Raw genomic sequence first — 15,527 nt, forward strand, 5'->3', positions numbered from 1 at the left:
GTCCGGTGGACAGCGGGCGGACAGACTATCGGCGGATTTACAACGTTGTATCAACGAGGTAGAAGTGTCCCTGCGCTGTTCGTCGCTCCGGCTTCACGCCGTGGAAGGGGCCACCGATGTCCGCCCGAGAACGCGATCACCTGTCCCGTCGTGACCTGCTCCGGCTCGCCGGGGGCACGGCCGCCGCCGTCGCCGCGGCGCTCTGGCTGCCCGGCACGGCGGCCGCCGCGGGCACCTTCAGCCCGATCCGGCCGCCGGCCACCCCGCTGATCGTCCGCTCGCCGTACCTGTCCACCTGGCAGCCCGCCGACAACCTGCCCGGCACCTGGGCGAGCTTCTGGACCGGGCACACCACCGCGCTGTGCGGCCTCGCCCGCATCGACGGTGTCGCGTACGTCTTCGCCGGGTCGCCCGCCCTGCCGTCCGGGCCGGCGCTGACCCCGATGACGCAGGTGTCGCTGCAGGTCACCGGCACACGATCGACGTATGTCCTCAGCGGCGGCGGGGTGAACCTCACCGTCACGTTCTTCTCGCCCGTCGACCCGGCGAACCTGCAGCGCCAGTCCGTGCCGTTCGGCTACGTCACCATCCAGGCCGCCAGCACCGACGGCCGCGCGCACGCCGTCGACCTGCACTTCGACTCCTCGGCCGAGTGGGTGCACGGCAACACCGCCACCCCGGTCACCTGGACGCAGCAGCAGTCCAACGGCTACACGCTGCTGAGCTGCACCCCGGCGAGCCCGGGTGTGCTGCAGGAAAACGGCGACCAGGCCGGCTGGGGCTCGCTGGTGCTGGCCGCGCCGACGTCCGGGGTCAGCTGGCAGATCGGGCAGGACACCGTCGTGCGCGCCGCCTCGGCCGGCCAGGGCGGTCTCGGCAACAGCAGTGACACCGCCCAGCCGCGGGCGATCAACGACCGCTGGCCGGTGCTCGCCTTCAACAGGAACCTCGGCACCATCGCGGCCGGCGGCACGTCGGCGCCGTTCACGCTGTCGATCGGGCACGTCCGCACGCCCGCGGTCCGCTACCTCGGCACCGAGCTGCGGCCCTGGTGGACGCACTACTGGGGCAGCTGGCAGGACATGGCGGTCTGGTTCGCCAACGACCACGCCGCCGCGCTCGCGGCCGCGACGGTGATCGACCAGCGGCTGCACGACGACGCCGTCACCGCGGCCGGCGGCGGGACCACGGGTGAGCACTACGCCGGGATCTGCGCGCTGGCGCTGCGCCAGGCGTTCGGCGGGACCGAGCTGGTCGACCGCGGCGGCGCGCCGTGGGCCTTCCTCAAGGAGATCTCCTCCAACGGCAACATGTCCACTGTGGACGTCACCTACCCGGCGTTCCCGGGCTACCTGTACCTGTCCCCGGCCTACCTGCGGCTGATCCTGGAGCCGCTGCTGGACTACGCCGAGCGCGGCGGCTGGCCGAAGGAGTTCGCCGAGCACGACCTCGGCACCCACTACCCGGACGCGACCGGGCACAACGACGGCAACGAGGAGAGCATGCCGGTCGAGGAGTCGGCCAACCTGCTGATCATGGCCGCCGCGCTGGTCCAGCGGCTGCCGTCGGCGGAGGCGAGCGCGTTCGCCACCACGCACTACCGGATCCTGCGGCAGTGGGCCGAGTACCTGGTGGGCACCACCCTCGACCCGGGCTTCCAGAACCAGACCGACGACTTCACCGGGTTCATCGCGCACAGTGCGAACCTCGCGCTGAAGGGCATCATCGGGGTCGGCGCGATGGGGATCATCGCCACCGCCACCGGGAACACCGCCGACGCCCAGCGCTACCGGTCGACGTCCCGCAGTTACGTCAGCCAATGGGTGACGCTCGCGCAGGACACGTCGAACCAGCACCTGAAGCTCGCCTACGACCAGCCCGGCACGTGGAGCCTGAAGTACAACGGCTTCGCCGACCGCGTGCTCGGCCTCGACCTGGTCCCGCTCGGCGTCGCGGCGCAAGAGGCCGCCTGGTACCACGCCCGGGCGGGCGCCCACGGTGTGCTGCTCGACCCGCGCAACAACTACACGAAGGCCGACTGGGAGCTGTGGACCGCGGCCTGGCTCACCGACCAGCCGAACATCCGGAACACACTGGTCGAGGGTGTTTACAGCTACGCGAACAGCACACCGCAGCGTGTCCCGTTCAGCGACTGGTACGTCGTCGCCGACGCCACCCAGCGCGGCTTCCAGGCCCGCCCGGTCGCCGGGGGTTACCTGGCCCTGCTGACCCGTCCGGCCGGGTCGACGACGGTGTGGCGCAAGCTCCAGAACCAGCGGTCGGGCAAGGTCCTGGCCGTGTCGAACATGTCCCTGGCCGACACCGCCGAGGTCACGCAGTGGGCGGACAACGGCACCGCAGACCACCTCTGGACGGTGGTCGACAACGGTGACGGCACGGTGCGGATCGTCAACCGCAACAGCGGCAAGGTCCTGGCGGTGCACGACCAGAGCCTCGACAACGGCGCCCACGTGCAGCAGTACCGGGACAACGGCACCCCGGACCACAACTGGCGGATCACCGACGCGGGCGGCGGCTGGTCGAAGCTCGTCAACGTCCGCAGCGGCAAGGTGCTGGCGGTCGACCAGCAGTCCACGGCGGACGGCGCGCAGGTGACGCAGTGGGACGACAACGGCTCGCCGGACCACCTGTGGCGGTTCGGCTGACGTCGTTTGCAAGACTGGCGAAGTGTGCGCCGACCTCAGCCGGATCCGCCGGTTCCTCGACGAGCGGGATCCGCCGACCCCGTGCCTCGTTGTCGACACCGACGTCGTCGCGGCCCGGGCGGCAGAGTTCCGGGCCGCGTTCCCCGGCGCGCTGGTCCGGTACGCGGTCAAGGCCAACCCGGCGCCGCCGGTGCTCGACACGCTGGTGGCGGCGGGGGCCGGCTTCGACGTCGCCGGGCCGGCCGAGCTGACGCTGTGCCTCGAGCGGGGCGCCGATCCGGCCGACCTCGCCTACGGCAACCCGATCAAGAAACCCCGTGACATCGCCTACGCCTACGGGCGCGGGGTCCGCGAGTTCACCTCGGACGCCGCCGACGACGTCGACCACCTGGGCCGGCACGCGCCGGGCTCGGCCGTCTCGATCCGGGTGGTGCTCGACGCGCCGGACTCGGTGACGCCGTTCGGCCGCAAGTTCGGCTGCGAGCCGGCCGAGGCCCTCGACCTGGTACTGCGTGCGGCCGGGCTGGGGCTGCGGCCCGGCATCGCCTTCCACGTCGGGTCGCAGCAGCCGGACGTCGCCGCCTGGGAGATCGGCGTCACCACCGCGGCGAAGCTGTTCGCCGAGGCGGCGGCGCAAGGCGTCGAGATGACGCGGCTCAACCTCGGCGGCGGCTTCGCGACCACCCACCGCACCGCCGTCCCGCCGCTGGCCGCGTACGCGACGGCGATCGCCTCCGCGCTCGACTCGTGTTTCCCCGCCGGACGGCCGGACCTGCTGCTCGAGCCCGGCCGGGTGCTCGTCGCCGACGCGGGCCTGCTGCGCGCGGAGGTCGTGCTGGTCGCGAACCGGGGTGAGCGGCGCTGGGTGTACCTCGACATCGGCCGCTACAACGGGCTCGCCGAGGCCGAGAACGAGGCCATCGCCTACCGGTTCGAGCCGGTCGAGCCGCACCCCGGGCCCGTCGGTCCGGTGGTGCTCGCCGGGCCGACCTGCGACGGCGACGACGTCCTCTACCAGCGCACGCCGTACGAGCTGCCGCTGTCCCTGCGGACCGGCGACCGGCTCGACCTGCCCGGCACCGGGGCCTACACCGCCAGCTACGCGTCCGTCGCGTTCAACGGCATCGAGCCGCTGCGCACCTACTGCGTCGGGAGGTGGGGAGATGCCTGAGGTCGGCCGGTTCACCGGGCGCCACGTCCTGGCCGAGCTGCACGGCATCGACCCGGGCCTGCTCGACGACGCCACGCGGCTGGGAGAGCTGCTCCGCGCGGCCGTGACGGAGGCGGGCGCGACGGTGGTCGACGTCGTGGCCAAGCGGTTCGCGCCGCAGGGCGCCACGGTGATCGCGCTGCTGGCCGAGTCGCACGCGTCCGTGCACACCTACCCCGAGCACGGCTCGCTGTTCGCCGACGTCTTCACCTGCGGCGAGCGGGCCGATCCCGAGCACGCGCTGCGGCTGCTGGCGAAGTCGCTGGACGCCGCTTCGGTCCACCTGTCCGTCGTCCACCGGGGAGAACGCTGATGCCCTCGATCCACGAACCGGTCGGCGCCGGCCTCACCCGCGTGTGGGAGGTCGACGACGTCGTGTTCGACGCGCGCACGCCGTACCAGCAGGTGCTGATCGGGAAGACCGCGCAAGGGGTTTCGCTGTTCTGCGACGGTGAGCGCCAGAGCACCGAAGCGAGCCAGCTCGTCTACCACGAGGCGCTGATGGTGCCCGCGCTGCTGCTGGCCGAGCAGGTGCGGCGGGTCCTGGTGATCGGGTCGAGCGAGGGGGTCGCCAGTCAACTGGCGGTCGCGGCGGGCGCTGCGCACGTCGACCACGTCGACATCGACGAGCAGGCGGTCCGGGCCTGCGCCGAGCACCTGCCCTACGGTTACCCGGCCGAAGAGCTGGACCGCGCTTCGCGGGGCGAAGGGCCGGTCCGGGTGTCCTATGCGGACGGCTGGGCGTTCCTGGCCGCGGCTCCCGCCGGGAGTTACGACGTGGTGGTGATCGACCTGCCGGACGAGAACACCGATCCCGAGGCCCAGCACAACCGCTTGTACGGCACGGACTTCCTCCGGCACTGCGTGCGTGTCCTGGCTCCCGGCGGTGTGGTGACCTGCCAGGCGGGCTGCCCGACGTTGTGGCGCAACGAGACGCTGCGCGCGTCGTGGCGGCGGTTCGGCGAGGTGTTCGGCACGGTGCTGTACTTCGGTTCCGACGAGCACGAGTGGGCGTTCCTGTCCGGGCGTGTGGACCGGGTGGCCGATCCGGGTGCGCTGGTGGCGCGCCGCTTCGCCGAGCGGGGGAGCCGGGCGGCGACGCTGGACGCCGAGGCGCTGCTGGCGGGCTCGACGCCGCCGTACTCACTCCGGCACGATACTGGTCCAGACCAGTTTCGACAGTGATTCCGAGAATACCGCGTAGTTGAAACCGGAAACAGCGGGGAAATGGATTTCCCGTACTTTCGGTTGCCGTGTTACTCCGTTCAGTGGCCGTCGAAAAGGTTGCGATCGCGCTACGATCCGTTCCGCGCGCGATCATCGTGATCAAAAAGGCATCGTGGCCCATTTGGAGGAGCGTCATGCTCGGTATGTTGGTCGTAGCCGGAATGATTCTGTCCGCCGTCGCCGCACCCGTCGAATCCGTGGCGGAATCGGCTCCCGACCAGAAGATCACGCTCGACATCAAGACCATCAACGGCTCCGGCTGCCCGGCCGGCACGGCCACGGCTTCGGCCGACGTCGCGTCGGACAACACGTCGTTCACGGTGCACTACACGAACTTCACCGCCAAGGCCGGTGGGGGCGCGTCCGCGCTCGACGCCCGGAAGAACTGCCAGATCAACGTGCTCGTCCACGTGCCCCAAGGGTTCACGTACGCGATCGCCTCGGCGGAGTACCGGGGCTTCGCGCACATCGAGAGCGGGTCGAGCGCGCTCGAGCAGGCGAACTACTACTTCGCCGGGACGTCGCCGACCGCCCGCGTGCGGCACACGTTCCCCGGCCCGTTCCACGGGGTGTGGCGGGCCACCGACGTCACCGAGGTGGCCGAGCTGGTGTTCGCGCCGTGCGGGGAAGACCGCAACCTGAACATCAATGCGGAACTGCGGGCCGACGCGGGCACCGCCGGCGGGACGAGTTACATCGAAATGGATTCCGAGCACGCGAGCGTGGACACGATTTACCACTTCGCGTGGAAGACCTGCTGAATTCCGCGGTCTTTTCCGCTCCGATGACCCGCTCACCGGAAACACCGGCCGGTGAGCGGGCCGTTCGTCCCGGTCAGACGTGGGTGACGAGCAGGGTCACCCCGGCCTCGCCACCGCAGTCGACGAACACCGGGCCGACGCCGTTCCCGATGTGCTGGGCCACGGTGGCCTTGGCCACGAAGTGGTCCGGACCGGCGTCGAGGATCCGGATGTTCTCCAGTGCCGGCCGCTCCGGGAACCCGCCGAGCACGGACTTCAGCCCGGTGCCGCCGCCGCAGTTGCCCGTGATGGTCACTTCTTCGCCGCGATGAGTGGTGGGGTTCGGGCTCACCTGCACGGTGGCGCGCGCCCCCTGGGGCGGCTGGTGGTTCGCGTTCGTCATGGTCCCCTCCGTGGTTCCCGGCTCCGCCGACGCGCCGCCGGCGATCCCGATGCTCGCCGCCGTGACCAGTCCGGCCGCGAGGGCCAGGCCGGCCACCTTGCGGGTGGGCTTGCTGGTGCTGCGCATGGTGATCTCCTCCCCGGGATCCGGATCAGCCGGATCTGCCCAGTCAGTCGCGGACAGGCGCGGCCGAGGTTCTCGTCAGGGCGGAGTGAGACGTGGATCACAGCAAGGGTGAGCTGCGCAGCTCGAACCGAGGGGTGGCCGGTGGTTTCGAAAGGGCCGCGGGTCAGCCGCGGGGTTCGACGCGTTCGACCTCGGCGGCGGGCATCGGGGTGCATCGTCGCTCGAACCGCTCCATCAGGACGGTAGCGATCAGGAGGGCCACTGGGGTGCTCACCGCGATCCACATGTCAGAAGAGCTACCCAGCCCCGGCTGATCTCAACCACCCGCGGACAGCCGGGTGATCACGTCCAGGAGTCCCGCCCGGAAGGCGTCGTCCTCGCCGAGCACACCGAGCAGTGCGGGTTCGGCGTGCACCGCCCGTTCGTGGACGGCCCGGCCGCGCGTGGTCAACCGGGTCAGGTGGCGGCGGGCATCCGCCGGGTCCGGCGTCCGCGTGACGAAACCCGCCTTGGCGAGCCGGTCGAGCGTGCGGCTCATCGTCTGGTCGGTCACCTGGCAGCGCTGCGCCAGTGTTCGCTGGGGGAGCGGGCCGTCGCGCAGGACGTGCAGCGCGATCAGGCCCGCGTGGGTGAGGCCCATGCCGTCGAGCACGGCCGCCCAGCGTTGCTCCACGAGTCGTGCGGCGACGGCCAGGAGCCGGCCCGTCGGCCAGGTGCTCAGGTCGGGTTCGGGGGTTGTGCTCACCGTCACTCCGGGTCGTCGTGCAGAATGTTCAGCTTGCTGAACAATTGGGCGTGTTCGCCCTCGAAAGGACCTTAGCGACCATGAACGACAAGCCGCGCCGGCTCCGCTGGCTGATCCCCGCCCTCCTGGTGATCGCCTGGCTCGGGCTGGGCGGGTTCGGCGGCCCGTTCGCCGGGAAGCTCAGCGAAGTCGCGAAGAACGACAACGCCGCCTTCCTGCCGCGCTCGGCCGAAGCCACCGAGGTCTCCGACGAGCAGAAGGGGTTCAGCCCGCGCCAGGTGCTGCCCGCGACCGTCGTCGCCGAGCGCACCACCGGCCTGACCGCGGACGACCGCCGGTTCCTCGAGACCAAGGCGCAGGAGCTGGGCAGCGTCCCCGGTGTGGTCGGGCCGCTCGGGAAACCCGAAAACGCGCCGCGGGACGACCAGGCCGTGCAGCTGGCCGTGCCGATCCTCGCCGACGGCAACCCCGCCGATGTCGTCAAGGAGGTCCGCGAGCGGCTCAGCGGCGCCCCGGCCGGGCTCACCGTGCTCGTCACCGGGCCGGCCGGGCAGATCGCCGACCTGGTCAAGGCGTTCGGCGGCATCGACGGCGTCCTGCTGCTCGTCGCCGGCGGTGTGGTGGCGCTGATTCTCCTCGCGGTCTACCGCAGTCCGCTGCTGCCGTTCCTGGTGCTGCTGTCGGCGGTGTTCGCGCTCGGGCTCGCCAGCCTCGTCGTCTACCTGCTGGCGAAGCACGACGTCCTCGCGCTCAACGGCCAGAGCCAGGGCATCCTCTCGATCCTCGTGTTCGGCGCGGCGACGGACTACGCGCTGCTGCTGGTCGCGCGGTTCCGCGAGCAGCTGCGCGACACGCCGAGCCGGTTCGACGCACTGAAGCTCGCCTGGCGCGCGACGCTCGAACCGATCGCTGCGTCGGCAGGCACCGTCGTGCTCGGTGTGCTGTGCCTGCTGTTCAGCGACCTCAACTCGAACAAGGGGCTCGGCCCGGTCGCCGCGATCGGCATCGGCGCGGCGTTGCTGGCGTCCACCACGTTCCTGCCCGCCGCGCTGGCGCTGTGCGGGCGCGGTGCGTTCTGGCCGTTCAAGCCGGCGCTCGGCTCGCCGCACCCGGAGACGGCCGGGATCTGGGGCCGGGTGGCCCGCCTGGTCGGCAAGCGGCCGCGCGCGGTCTGGGTGGTGACGGCGCTCGTGCTCGGCATCGGCGTCGCGTTCCTGCCGCAGCTCAAGGCGTCCGGCACCGCGCAGTCGGACGTCTTCCTCACCCAGGTCGAATCCGGGACGGGCCAGGAGGTCCTCGGCCGGCACTTCCCGGGCGGGCTCGGCGCGCCCGCGATCACCATCGCCGACGCCGGCGCGCTGCCCGCCGTGCTGAAGGCGTCCACAATGGACGGAGTGGCGCAGTCGCTGCCGCTGCCGGGCCCCGACGGCAAGCCGAAGGTGGTCGGCGGCCGGGTGCAGATCCTGTCCGTGCTCACCGATCCGGCGGACTCCGAAGCGGCGGTCGCGACCGTCGGCAAGCTGCGGGACGCCGTGCACGCGGTGCCCGGCGCGAACGCGAAGGTGGGCGGGCCGACGGCGATCCAGCTCGACACGCAGGAGACGTCGGTGCGCGACCGCGCGCTGATCATCCCGATCGTGCTGCTGGTGATCTTCTTTGTGCTGGCCCTGCTGCTGCGGTCGCTGCTCGCGCCGTTGCTGCTCATCGCCACGGTGGTGCTGTCGTTCGCCGCGACCATGGGCGTGTCGGCGCTGGTGTTCAACCACGTCCTCGGTTTTCCGGGCGCGGACCCGGTGGTGCCGCTGTTCGGGTTCGTGTTCCTGGTGGCGCTGGGGATCGACTACAACATCTTCCTGATGACCCGGGTTCGCGAAGAGGCGCTGACCCGGGGCACGCGTGAGGGCACGCTGCGCGGGCTGTCGCTGACCGGCGGGGTGATCACGTCGGCCGGGGTCGTGCTGGCCGCGACGTTCTCGGCGCTGGCCGTGATCCCGATCCTGTTCCTCGCCCAGATCGCGTTCATCGTGGCGTTCGGCGTCCTGCTGGACACGTTCCTGGTGCGCTCGCTGCTGGTCCCGGCGTTGACGGTCGACGTGGGCCGGAAGATTTGGTGGCCGTCGGCGCTGGCCCGCAAGGCGGACGGCGCGGCGGCGGCCATTCACGATCCGGACGCTGGACCGCTTCCGGACTAGGAGTCGACGCGTGCCCGGGACACCACGGCCTCGCCGGTCAGGTACGCGGCCGTCCCGGTCAGCGTGAGCAGCCGGTCCAGGGCACGCCGCCGGTTGTCCAGGTGCAGCCGGGCACCGGCCCCGGTCACCACGCGGTGGACCCGCAGCAGCGCCGACAACCCGGAGGAGTCGCAGAAGGCGATCTCGCCGCAGTCGATCCGCACGTCCCGCACCCCGGGGTGGTCGGCCAGCCACCCGGTGACCAGGTTCAGCAGCATCCCCGCCGTGGCGAACTCCAGCTCGCCGACGACGGAAACGTGGGCCGTGGCGCGGTCCGGGCAGGTCCAGGTGCAGGTCAACGCGCCGCTCATGCCGACAGCCCCGATCCGGCGGCCGGGGCCGCCAGGTGCGTGCGCGCGCCGCGGAGCAGGCTGGTGGCTCGCGGGAAGTCGCGGAGCTCCGCCTCGAGCAGGTCGAGGGCGGGCACCAGCGAGGCGGCCGGGACGCCGCGCGCGGTGAGGATCCCGGCGGTCCAGGTCAGGAACCCGGTGAACAGCTCGGCGTCGCCGACGTACAGCGCCGTCGCCAGGAACTCGACGATGTGCGCGATGTCCTCGGCGGTGTGCTGGCGCTGCTGGTCGGTGTAGCTCCGCATGGCCGGGATCCGCTCCTCCAGCCCGGCCAGCACCGCCTTGACGAGCCGGCCGGAGCTGCGGGTGACCAGCGTGTACTCCTGGTCGGCCAGGTGCGGCAGGTCGTCGAGCGGCTGGTGCGCGCCGTGCGGGCGGGGGAGCGGCTCGGTCAGCCGGTCGGCGGCGCCCCGCGCGTCCGGGGCCCACGCTTCGGCGCCCAGCAGCCGCGCGTAGCGGCCGTCGGGCCCGAAGGCGGCGCCGCCCGCGATGACGGGGGTGGCCGCGGCCTGGCACGCGGTGATCGTGGCGTGCGCGGTCGGCAGCCGGGTGGCGATCGAGCTGGAGAGCGCGACCGCGTCCGGCCCGGTGCGGTGCAGGTGGGCCACCAGGTGCGGGGCGGGCACCTGCGCGCCGAGGTAGTCGACCTGGAACCCGCGCAGCCGCAGCACCTCGGCGAGCAGCCGGGCGGGCATCGCGTGCCACTCGCCGTCGACGCAGGCGACCGTGACTCGGCCCAGGTGCGGCTCCGGCCGCTTCAGCACGTGACCGAAGGTCGCGATGACGCGGTCGTTGATCGCGGTCGCCGCGTGCTCCTGCGCGACGGTGAGGCGGTTGGCCGCCCACTCCTGCCCGACCCGCCGCTGCACCGCGCCGATCACGTCGAGCAGCAGGCTCTCCGGGTCCGCCCCGGCGCCCAGCGCCTGGACGACGAGGTCGGCGGCGGCGTATTCGTCCCCGGTCGTGACGGCGGCCCAGAGCCGCTCGGCCTGCTCGGCCACCCCGGCCGGGCCGGTGCGGGTCGAGGTGTTCATGCGGTGTACCTCCCGCGACTGTGGCCGCCGACCGCGGCCAGGTGCTGCCCGCGCGGGGCGGTGATCGCCAGTACGGCCATGTCGTCGTGGGCGCCGCGGCCGATCCACTGCGAGGCGACCATCTGCACCCGCTCGACCACGGCGTCGGCCGGCATGTTCGCGCACTCGGCGACGATCTGCCGGAGGCGCTCTTCGCCGAACATGGCGTCACCCAGCGGGCCGCCCTTCGCTTCGACGATGCCGTCGGTGTAGAGCAGGCAGGTCTCGCCCGGGCCGAGCGTGATGTCCGCGCTCACCGACTCGATCTCGGGCAGCACGCCGATCAGGCTGCCGTGGCTTTCGGCCTCTTGGACCCGGCCGTCGGCCCGCACGATCAGCGGCGGCGGGTGTCCCGCGCAGGTGACGCGCAGCCCGACCGTGGCGCCTTCGCGGCGCGCCGAGGCCAGCACGAGCGTCACGAACCGGGCGTCCTCGTTGTCGCCGAGCGTGCGGTTGAGCAGGTTGAGCAGCCGGTGGTGGTCGTCCGCCATCGGCAGCAGCGCCCGCAGCGTGGTGCGGATCTTGCCGGTGAGCACGGCCGCGTCGAGGCCCTTGCCGCAGACGTCGCCGAGCACGGCCAGCGACTCCTCGCCCTCGGTGTTGCCGGTCGGGTGCACGTCGTAGAAGTCGCCGCCGATCCGCTCGCCGTCGCGGGCCGGGCGGTACCGGCCGGCGAACTCGACACCGCCGAGCTGTTCGAGCGTCGGCGGGAGCAGCTCGCGCATCAGCGTGTCGGTGATCGACGCCTGGAGCGCGAACACGCGTGCCGCGGACATCGCCGCGCCCGCTCGTGCCGCGAAGAGGCGGGCGAAGAGCTCTTCCTGGTCGGTGAACGACGCCCGGTCGCCGCGGCGAAGCAGCACCAGGGCACCGGCCGGGACGCCGTGGCCGGGCAGCGGCGTGACGACGATCGAGCCGACCGGCCCGAAGTCCCCGGGCAGCACCCAGCCGGGCGCGGCGTCCGGGTCGAGCCAGCGCGAGGGCACCGGCGGGAAGCCCTGCAGGGCCTCGCCGAGCCCGGGCAGGTCGTCCGGGTCGATCTCCAGCTGGGCCCGGATCGGCTCACCGCCGCGCAGGCACGTCACCGCGGGAAAGGTCCCGCCGGTGGTGGGGGCCAGGACGAGCGCGGCGTCGGCGAGGTGCTGTGCGGCCAGCCGGGCGGCGACCTCCATGCAGCGTTCGAGGTTGAGCGAGCCCAGCAGGGCGGCCGACGCCTCGCTGAGGAACGCCGTCCGCCGCTGTTCCTGTGCCAGCGCCTCGCGTGCCGATCGGACGTCGGTCTCCTCGATGAGCCACCACGTCGTCGCGTCGCCGTGCGGGATCGGGTGCGCCGCGAAAGCCCGGTCGCCGACCGCGCCGCGGACGACCTCGTCGGCGGCGCGGACGTGCGCGTCGGCCAGCCAGGCCGCGACCGTGCCGGTCAGGGGCCGGCCGGGCGCGGCGCCGGGGAAGAGCTCGCGGGCGGCTTCGTTGAGGACCTGGAGGACACCGGAGCCGTCGGCGACGACCGCCGCCGTGGGCGCGGCCTCCCAGACCCGGTCGACGACGACCGGGGTGGCCGGCGCGGTGCGCACCGGGTCAGCCACGGGCGCCCGACGGGCCGGGGTCGGTGGTCAGCTCGGCCCACAGCGTCTTGCCGCTGGGCCGGCGCAGCTGGCCCCACGCCGCCGCGCAGCGTTCCACCAGCAGGAGGCCGCGGCCGCCGTGGTCGGACGGCAGCCGCCGGCGAGCCGGCTCGCCCGCGCCGTCGTCGACCTCGATCCGCAGCTTCGCGGCTCCGGGGAGCAGGCGCACGTGGTAGGGCGCGCGGCCGTGGCGCAGCGCGTTGGACGTCAGCTCGTCGACCACCATGACGGCGGTGCTGACGACGTGGGCCGGGAACCCGCCCAGGACGGACCGGACCCAGTGCCGGACCCGGGCCAGCTCGGTGAGCTCGGCGGAGATGCCGAGCTCGTGCCGGACAGCTCGTAGATTCACGTCCGCCTCCTTCGCCGTGCCGGGCCCCGGGGGAAAGCCCTCCCCTCCCTCATGCCCGGAACCGGCCCCGCTGACACTGATTTCGGAGGTGGTCATGTTTCCGCGCCCCAGGAGGCGAGCGCCGCGTCGAGGGTGGGGTGCACCGGCATCACGTCGCCGAGGCCGAGCAGGTCGATGGGCCGGGTGACGGCGGGCACGGTCGTGACCACGGCGAACCGGCCGCCGGCCGCGTGCAGGCGGCGCGCCAGCCGCAGCATGGCCTGCAGGCAGCTCGAGTCGCAGAACCCGACCTCGGTCATGTCCAGGACGACCCGGCCGGCACCGGGGTCCGGCGGAAGCAGCTCGGCCAGCTTCGGCGAAACCGCGAAGTCGAACTCGCCGCGCAGGGCGTAGACGCTCAGGTCGGCGGTCTCGTGGACGTCCAGCGACCAGCCGTCACCGGAGAACTGCTGCCGGGGCCGCGTGGCATCGGTGGTCATGCAAGCTCCAAGAAGGGGGATCAGGGGCGCGGGCTGGCGGCTCAACCTGCTCCGGTCGCAATCTACCAGCGCGGTCGGGCCGGGGCAGCACGGTGGTTCCCGTCACCGTCCTTTAAGGACCTCGGCCGGGGCGGGCTCCGGCGCTGGTCCGGGCGCCTCGGCAGCGGGCGGCACGATGGCGACGTTGACCGTGCGCGTCAGCCGTTCGTAGGGCGCCCGGTGCTCACCGTCGAGCAGCACCGCGAGCGGCGTCCAGACGCCCACCACGAACCCGGACACGACCAGCGCGACCGGCAGGAGCAGCTGCTCGGGGTGGTTGCCGAGGTCCCAGTGGTCCAGGTCCAGCAGCAGCCAGGTGAGCCACAGCGGCGAAAGCAGGACGCCGTTGCGGACCAGCAGCGCGATCGGCCCGGCCCGGCGGCGGCCCCGGCGGACGACCCGCAGCAGCATCGCGCGCTTGCCGGGCGTCGACCCGGTCACCACCGGCAGCACGACGAACCACACCAGGGCGAGGATGACGACCGGCGTGTCGCGGTGCGCGAGGTCCTCGCCGAAGAGCGTCAGCAGGCCGAACAGGAAGCCGAGCAGCGCGGCGAACCCGAGCAGGTCGGTGACCAGCGCGAACAGGCGCCGGGTGAAGGTGACCTTCTCGGCGTACCGGCGGCGGTCGTGCTCCGGCTCCGGCGCGGGCAGCAGCCGGCCGAGCGGGCCGGCCAGCAGCCAGCCCACGACGACGCCGGCGGTGTTGAGGATCAGGTCGTCGACGCTGAACAGCCGGTACGGGCACGGGTAGACGAACCACAGCCCGGTCAGCTGGGTGAGCTCGAAGAACAGCGAGAGACCGAAGCCGATCAGGGCGGCCGGCACCAGCCGCATCCGCTGCGCGTACCGGACGTAGAAGCCGAGGGGCGCGAGCATCACGACGTTCAGCGCGGTGGTCCACAGCGCCGGGTTGTGCAGCAGCGCGCCGGGGCTCCAGTGGCCGCGAGCCCGCTGCGAGACGACTTCGACGAAGTAGAAGGGCCGCAACTGCGGAGAACTCGCGTAGGTGTGCCCCGCGCAGAACGCCGGATCGGCGGGCAGCGGCAGCACCGTCTGCGTCGCGATCGCCAGCAGGTAGAAGAGGAACGCGTAGAAGACGAACGTCGTCCAGCCGCCGGCGCGCCCTCGGCGGCGGTAGCTGACGAACGCGGCCGGCAGCATGACGGCCAGCACGAGGAACGGGAAGAGGATGAGGGCGGTCCGGACGGGGACGAGATAGGTGGCGACCACGGAGCCGGTGGTACCCAGCCGAAGGGGGAGCGAAGCGTGCTTCCCCCGGACGGCTGGGCCATCACCGGCAGCGGTTCACCACGGCGGCTTACTGCGGCGGCGCGTCCTGCTGCCCGCCACCCTGCTTGTGCAGGAAGTCCTTCACCTTCTCCGAGCCCTGGTCGATCTTGTCGGCGTGCTCGCCGAAGCGCCCCTTGGCGGCCTCGGCGGCCTTGTCGACCCCCTGGTCGGCCTTGTCGGGGTTGTTCCCGAGCGCTTCCTTCGCCTTGTCGAACAGATTCATCGGTCGGCCTTTCCGTTCCTTCGGGGCCATCGGACGTTCCGAGCAGAACACCGGCGCAACGGGCTCGCAACCGAACGGCCGTATGCACTCACCTGTCGTGGGTATTACTGCCCCTTTCCCGGGTGAAAGCCGACGTCGGGTGTTTGAACGCGGTGGCAGCGGGTAGGGACCGGTTCCTTTCCGGACCGGGGCCGGTCGGTACGGGCATGAGCACCGGCTCTTCCGGATCCGCCGAAAGGAACTCCCCGATGACCGTTTCCCTGACCGAAGCCACCCGCGAAGTGCTCGACGGGCCGCACACGGCGGTGATCGCGACCTCGAACGCCGACGGCCGGCCGCAGTCGTCGGTGATCTTCGTGCTGCGTGACGGGGACACCGTCCTGTTCAGCACGATCAACGGCCGGCTGAAGACCCGCAACATGCGGCGCGACCCGCGGGTCAGCCTGCTGGTGACGAGCAGCCCCGGCCGGTACGTCGAGATCCGCGGGAGCGTCGAGATCACCGACGACCCGGACAAAGTGCTGCTGCACGAGATGTACGCCCGGCACATGGGCGGGGCGACTCCGCCGCCGGAACCGGGGGACGAACGGCTGATCGTCCGGATCGTCCCGGAGAAGCTGTACGTGTGGCCGCCCGCCGCGTGAGGGGTGGCGGCCGGGCTTGAACCGCGGGCTGCCGCGCACCGTATATCCGGTGAGGATCGCCGGCCCCGCCGCAGGGGCCCGGCGGTCACCGCCGTGAACCA

The 15,527-nt window shown here is 72.3% G+C and carries 16 protein-coding genes; 7 read left to right on the forward strand and 9 right to left on the reverse strand.

The genetic code is table 11. From position 1 onward, the window contains the following. The first annotated feature begins 116 nt into the window (after positions 1-116). The 5 genes from ACIA5G_RS32190 to ACIA5G_RS32210 all read left to right on the forward strand — a co-directional run bounded on the left by ACIA5G_RS32190 (position 117) and on the right by ACIA5G_RS32210 (position 5,864). On the forward strand, positions 117-2,666 hold the full coding sequence (locus tag ACIA5G_RS32190) for a glutaminase domain-containing protein (protein WP_395929995.1): 2,550 nt from the start codon (positions 117-119) through the stop codon (positions 2,664-2,666). Between the two features lie 22 nt (positions 2,667-2,688). After that, a complete protein-coding gene (locus tag ACIA5G_RS32195; protein ID WP_395929997.1) occupies positions 2,689-3,837 on the forward strand; it encodes a type III PLP-dependent enzyme in 1,149 nt (382 codons plus the stop codon). Continuing rightward, positions 3,830-4,189 (forward strand): adenosylmethionine decarboxylase, encoded by a 360-nt coding sequence (speD, locus tag ACIA5G_RS32200; protein WP_395929999.1) that lies wholly within the window; start codon positions 3,830-3,832, stop codon positions 4,187-4,189. The genes ACIA5G_RS32195 and speD overlap by 8 nt, the downstream gene beginning before the upstream one ends. After that, a complete protein-coding gene (locus tag ACIA5G_RS32205) occupies positions 4,189-5,061 on the forward strand; it encodes a spermidine synthase (RefSeq protein WP_395930001.1) in 873 nt (290 codons plus the stop codon). The genes speD and ACIA5G_RS32205 overlap by 1 nt, the downstream gene beginning before the upstream one ends. A 176-nt stretch (positions 5,062-5,237) precedes the next feature. Beyond that, entirely contained in the window at positions 5,238-5,864 is a 627-nt protein-coding gene (locus ACIA5G_RS32210; protein WP_395930003.1) for a DUF4360 domain-containing protein, read from the forward strand. 73 nt (positions 5,865-5,937) lie between these two features. On the opposite strand, the gene ACIA5G_RS32215 is transcribed toward ACIA5G_RS32210, so the two are convergent. Both ACIA5G_RS32215 and ACIA5G_RS32220 read right to left on the reverse strand, forming a co-directional pair. Further along, entirely contained in the window at positions 5,938-6,372 is a 435-nt protein-coding gene (locus ACIA5G_RS32215) for a hypothetical protein (RefSeq protein WP_395930005.1), read from the reverse strand. A gap of 316 nt (positions 6,373-6,688) precedes the next feature. After that, on the reverse strand, positions 6,689-7,123 hold the full coding sequence (locus tag ACIA5G_RS32220) for a MarR family winged helix-turn-helix transcriptional regulator (RefSeq protein WP_395930007.1): 435 nt from the start codon (positions 7,121-7,123) through the stop codon (positions 6,689-6,691). Positions 7,124-7,197: 74 nt separating this feature from the next. Here ACIA5G_RS32220 and ACIA5G_RS32225 point away from each other — a divergent pair, with 74 nt between their 5' ends. Next, the gene (locus ACIA5G_RS32225; RefSeq protein WP_395930009.1) at positions 7,198-9,309 is read left to right on the forward strand and encodes an MMPL family transporter; all 2,112 of its coding nucleotides are present in this window, start codon (positions 7,198-7,200) and stop codon (positions 9,307-9,309) included. Here ACIA5G_RS32225 and ACIA5G_RS32230 read toward each other — a convergent pair. The 7 genes from ACIA5G_RS32230 to ACIA5G_RS32260 all read right to left on the reverse strand — a co-directional run bounded on the left by ACIA5G_RS32230 (position 9,306) and on the right by ACIA5G_RS32260 (position 14,782). Beyond that, the gene (locus ACIA5G_RS32230; protein ID WP_395930011.1) at positions 9,306-9,659 is read right to left on the reverse strand and encodes an STAS domain-containing protein; all 354 of its coding nucleotides are present in this window, start codon (positions 9,657-9,659) and stop codon (positions 9,306-9,308) included. The genes ACIA5G_RS32225 and ACIA5G_RS32230 overlap by 4 nt on opposite strands. Beyond that, positions 9,656-10,732, reverse strand: coding sequence for a B12-binding domain-containing protein (locus ACIA5G_RS32235; RefSeq protein ID WP_395930013.1), 1,077 nt, complete (start codon positions 10,730-10,732; stop codon positions 9,656-9,658). The genes ACIA5G_RS32230 and ACIA5G_RS32235 overlap by 4 nt, the downstream gene beginning before the upstream one ends. Next, positions 10,729-12,357, reverse strand: a complete 1,629-nt coding sequence (locus ACIA5G_RS32240; RefSeq protein ID WP_395930015.1) for a SpoIIE family protein phosphatase — start codon at positions 12,355-12,357, stop codon at positions 10,729-10,731. Before ACIA5G_RS32240 ends, ACIA5G_RS32235 begins: the two co-directional genes overlap by 4 nt. Further along, positions 12,350-12,748: an ATP-binding protein gene (locus ACIA5G_RS32245; protein WP_395930017.1), complete on the reverse strand. Its 399-nt coding sequence runs from the start codon at positions 12,746-12,748 to the stop codon at positions 12,350-12,352. The genes ACIA5G_RS32240 and ACIA5G_RS32245 overlap by 8 nt, the downstream gene beginning before the upstream one ends. 92 nt (positions 12,749-12,840) lie before the next feature. Beyond that, the gene (locus tag ACIA5G_RS32250) at positions 12,841-13,227 is read right to left on the reverse strand and encodes an STAS domain-containing protein (RefSeq protein WP_395930019.1); all 387 of its coding nucleotides are present in this window, start codon (positions 13,225-13,227) and stop codon (positions 12,841-12,843) included. Positions 13,228-13,329: 102 nt separating this feature from the next. Next, the gene (locus ACIA5G_RS32255; RefSeq protein WP_395930021.1) at positions 13,330-14,499 is read right to left on the reverse strand and encodes a VanZ family protein; all 1,170 of its coding nucleotides are present in this window, start codon (positions 14,497-14,499) and stop codon (positions 13,330-13,332) included. 88 nt (positions 14,500-14,587) lie between these two features. Continuing rightward, positions 14,588-14,782 carry an antitoxin gene (locus tag ACIA5G_RS32260; RefSeq protein WP_395930023.1) on the reverse strand — a complete coding sequence of 65 codons (195 nt, stop codon included), beginning with the start codon at positions 14,780-14,782 and terminating at the stop codon, positions 14,588-14,590. Positions 14,783-15,030: 248 nt separating this feature from the next. Here ACIA5G_RS32260 and ACIA5G_RS32265 point away from each other — a divergent pair, with 248 nt between their 5' ends. Further along, positions 15,031-15,426, forward strand: coding sequence for a PPOX class F420-dependent oxidoreductase (locus ACIA5G_RS32265; protein ID WP_395930025.1), 396 nt, complete (start codon positions 15,031-15,033; stop codon positions 15,424-15,426). Positions 15,427-15,527: the final 101 nt, after the last annotated feature.

This window comes from Amycolatopsis sp. NPDC051758 (genome assembly GCF_044453095.1).
GTDB lineage: Bacteria > Actinomycetota > Actinomycetes > Mycobacteriales > Pseudonocardiaceae > Amycolatopsis.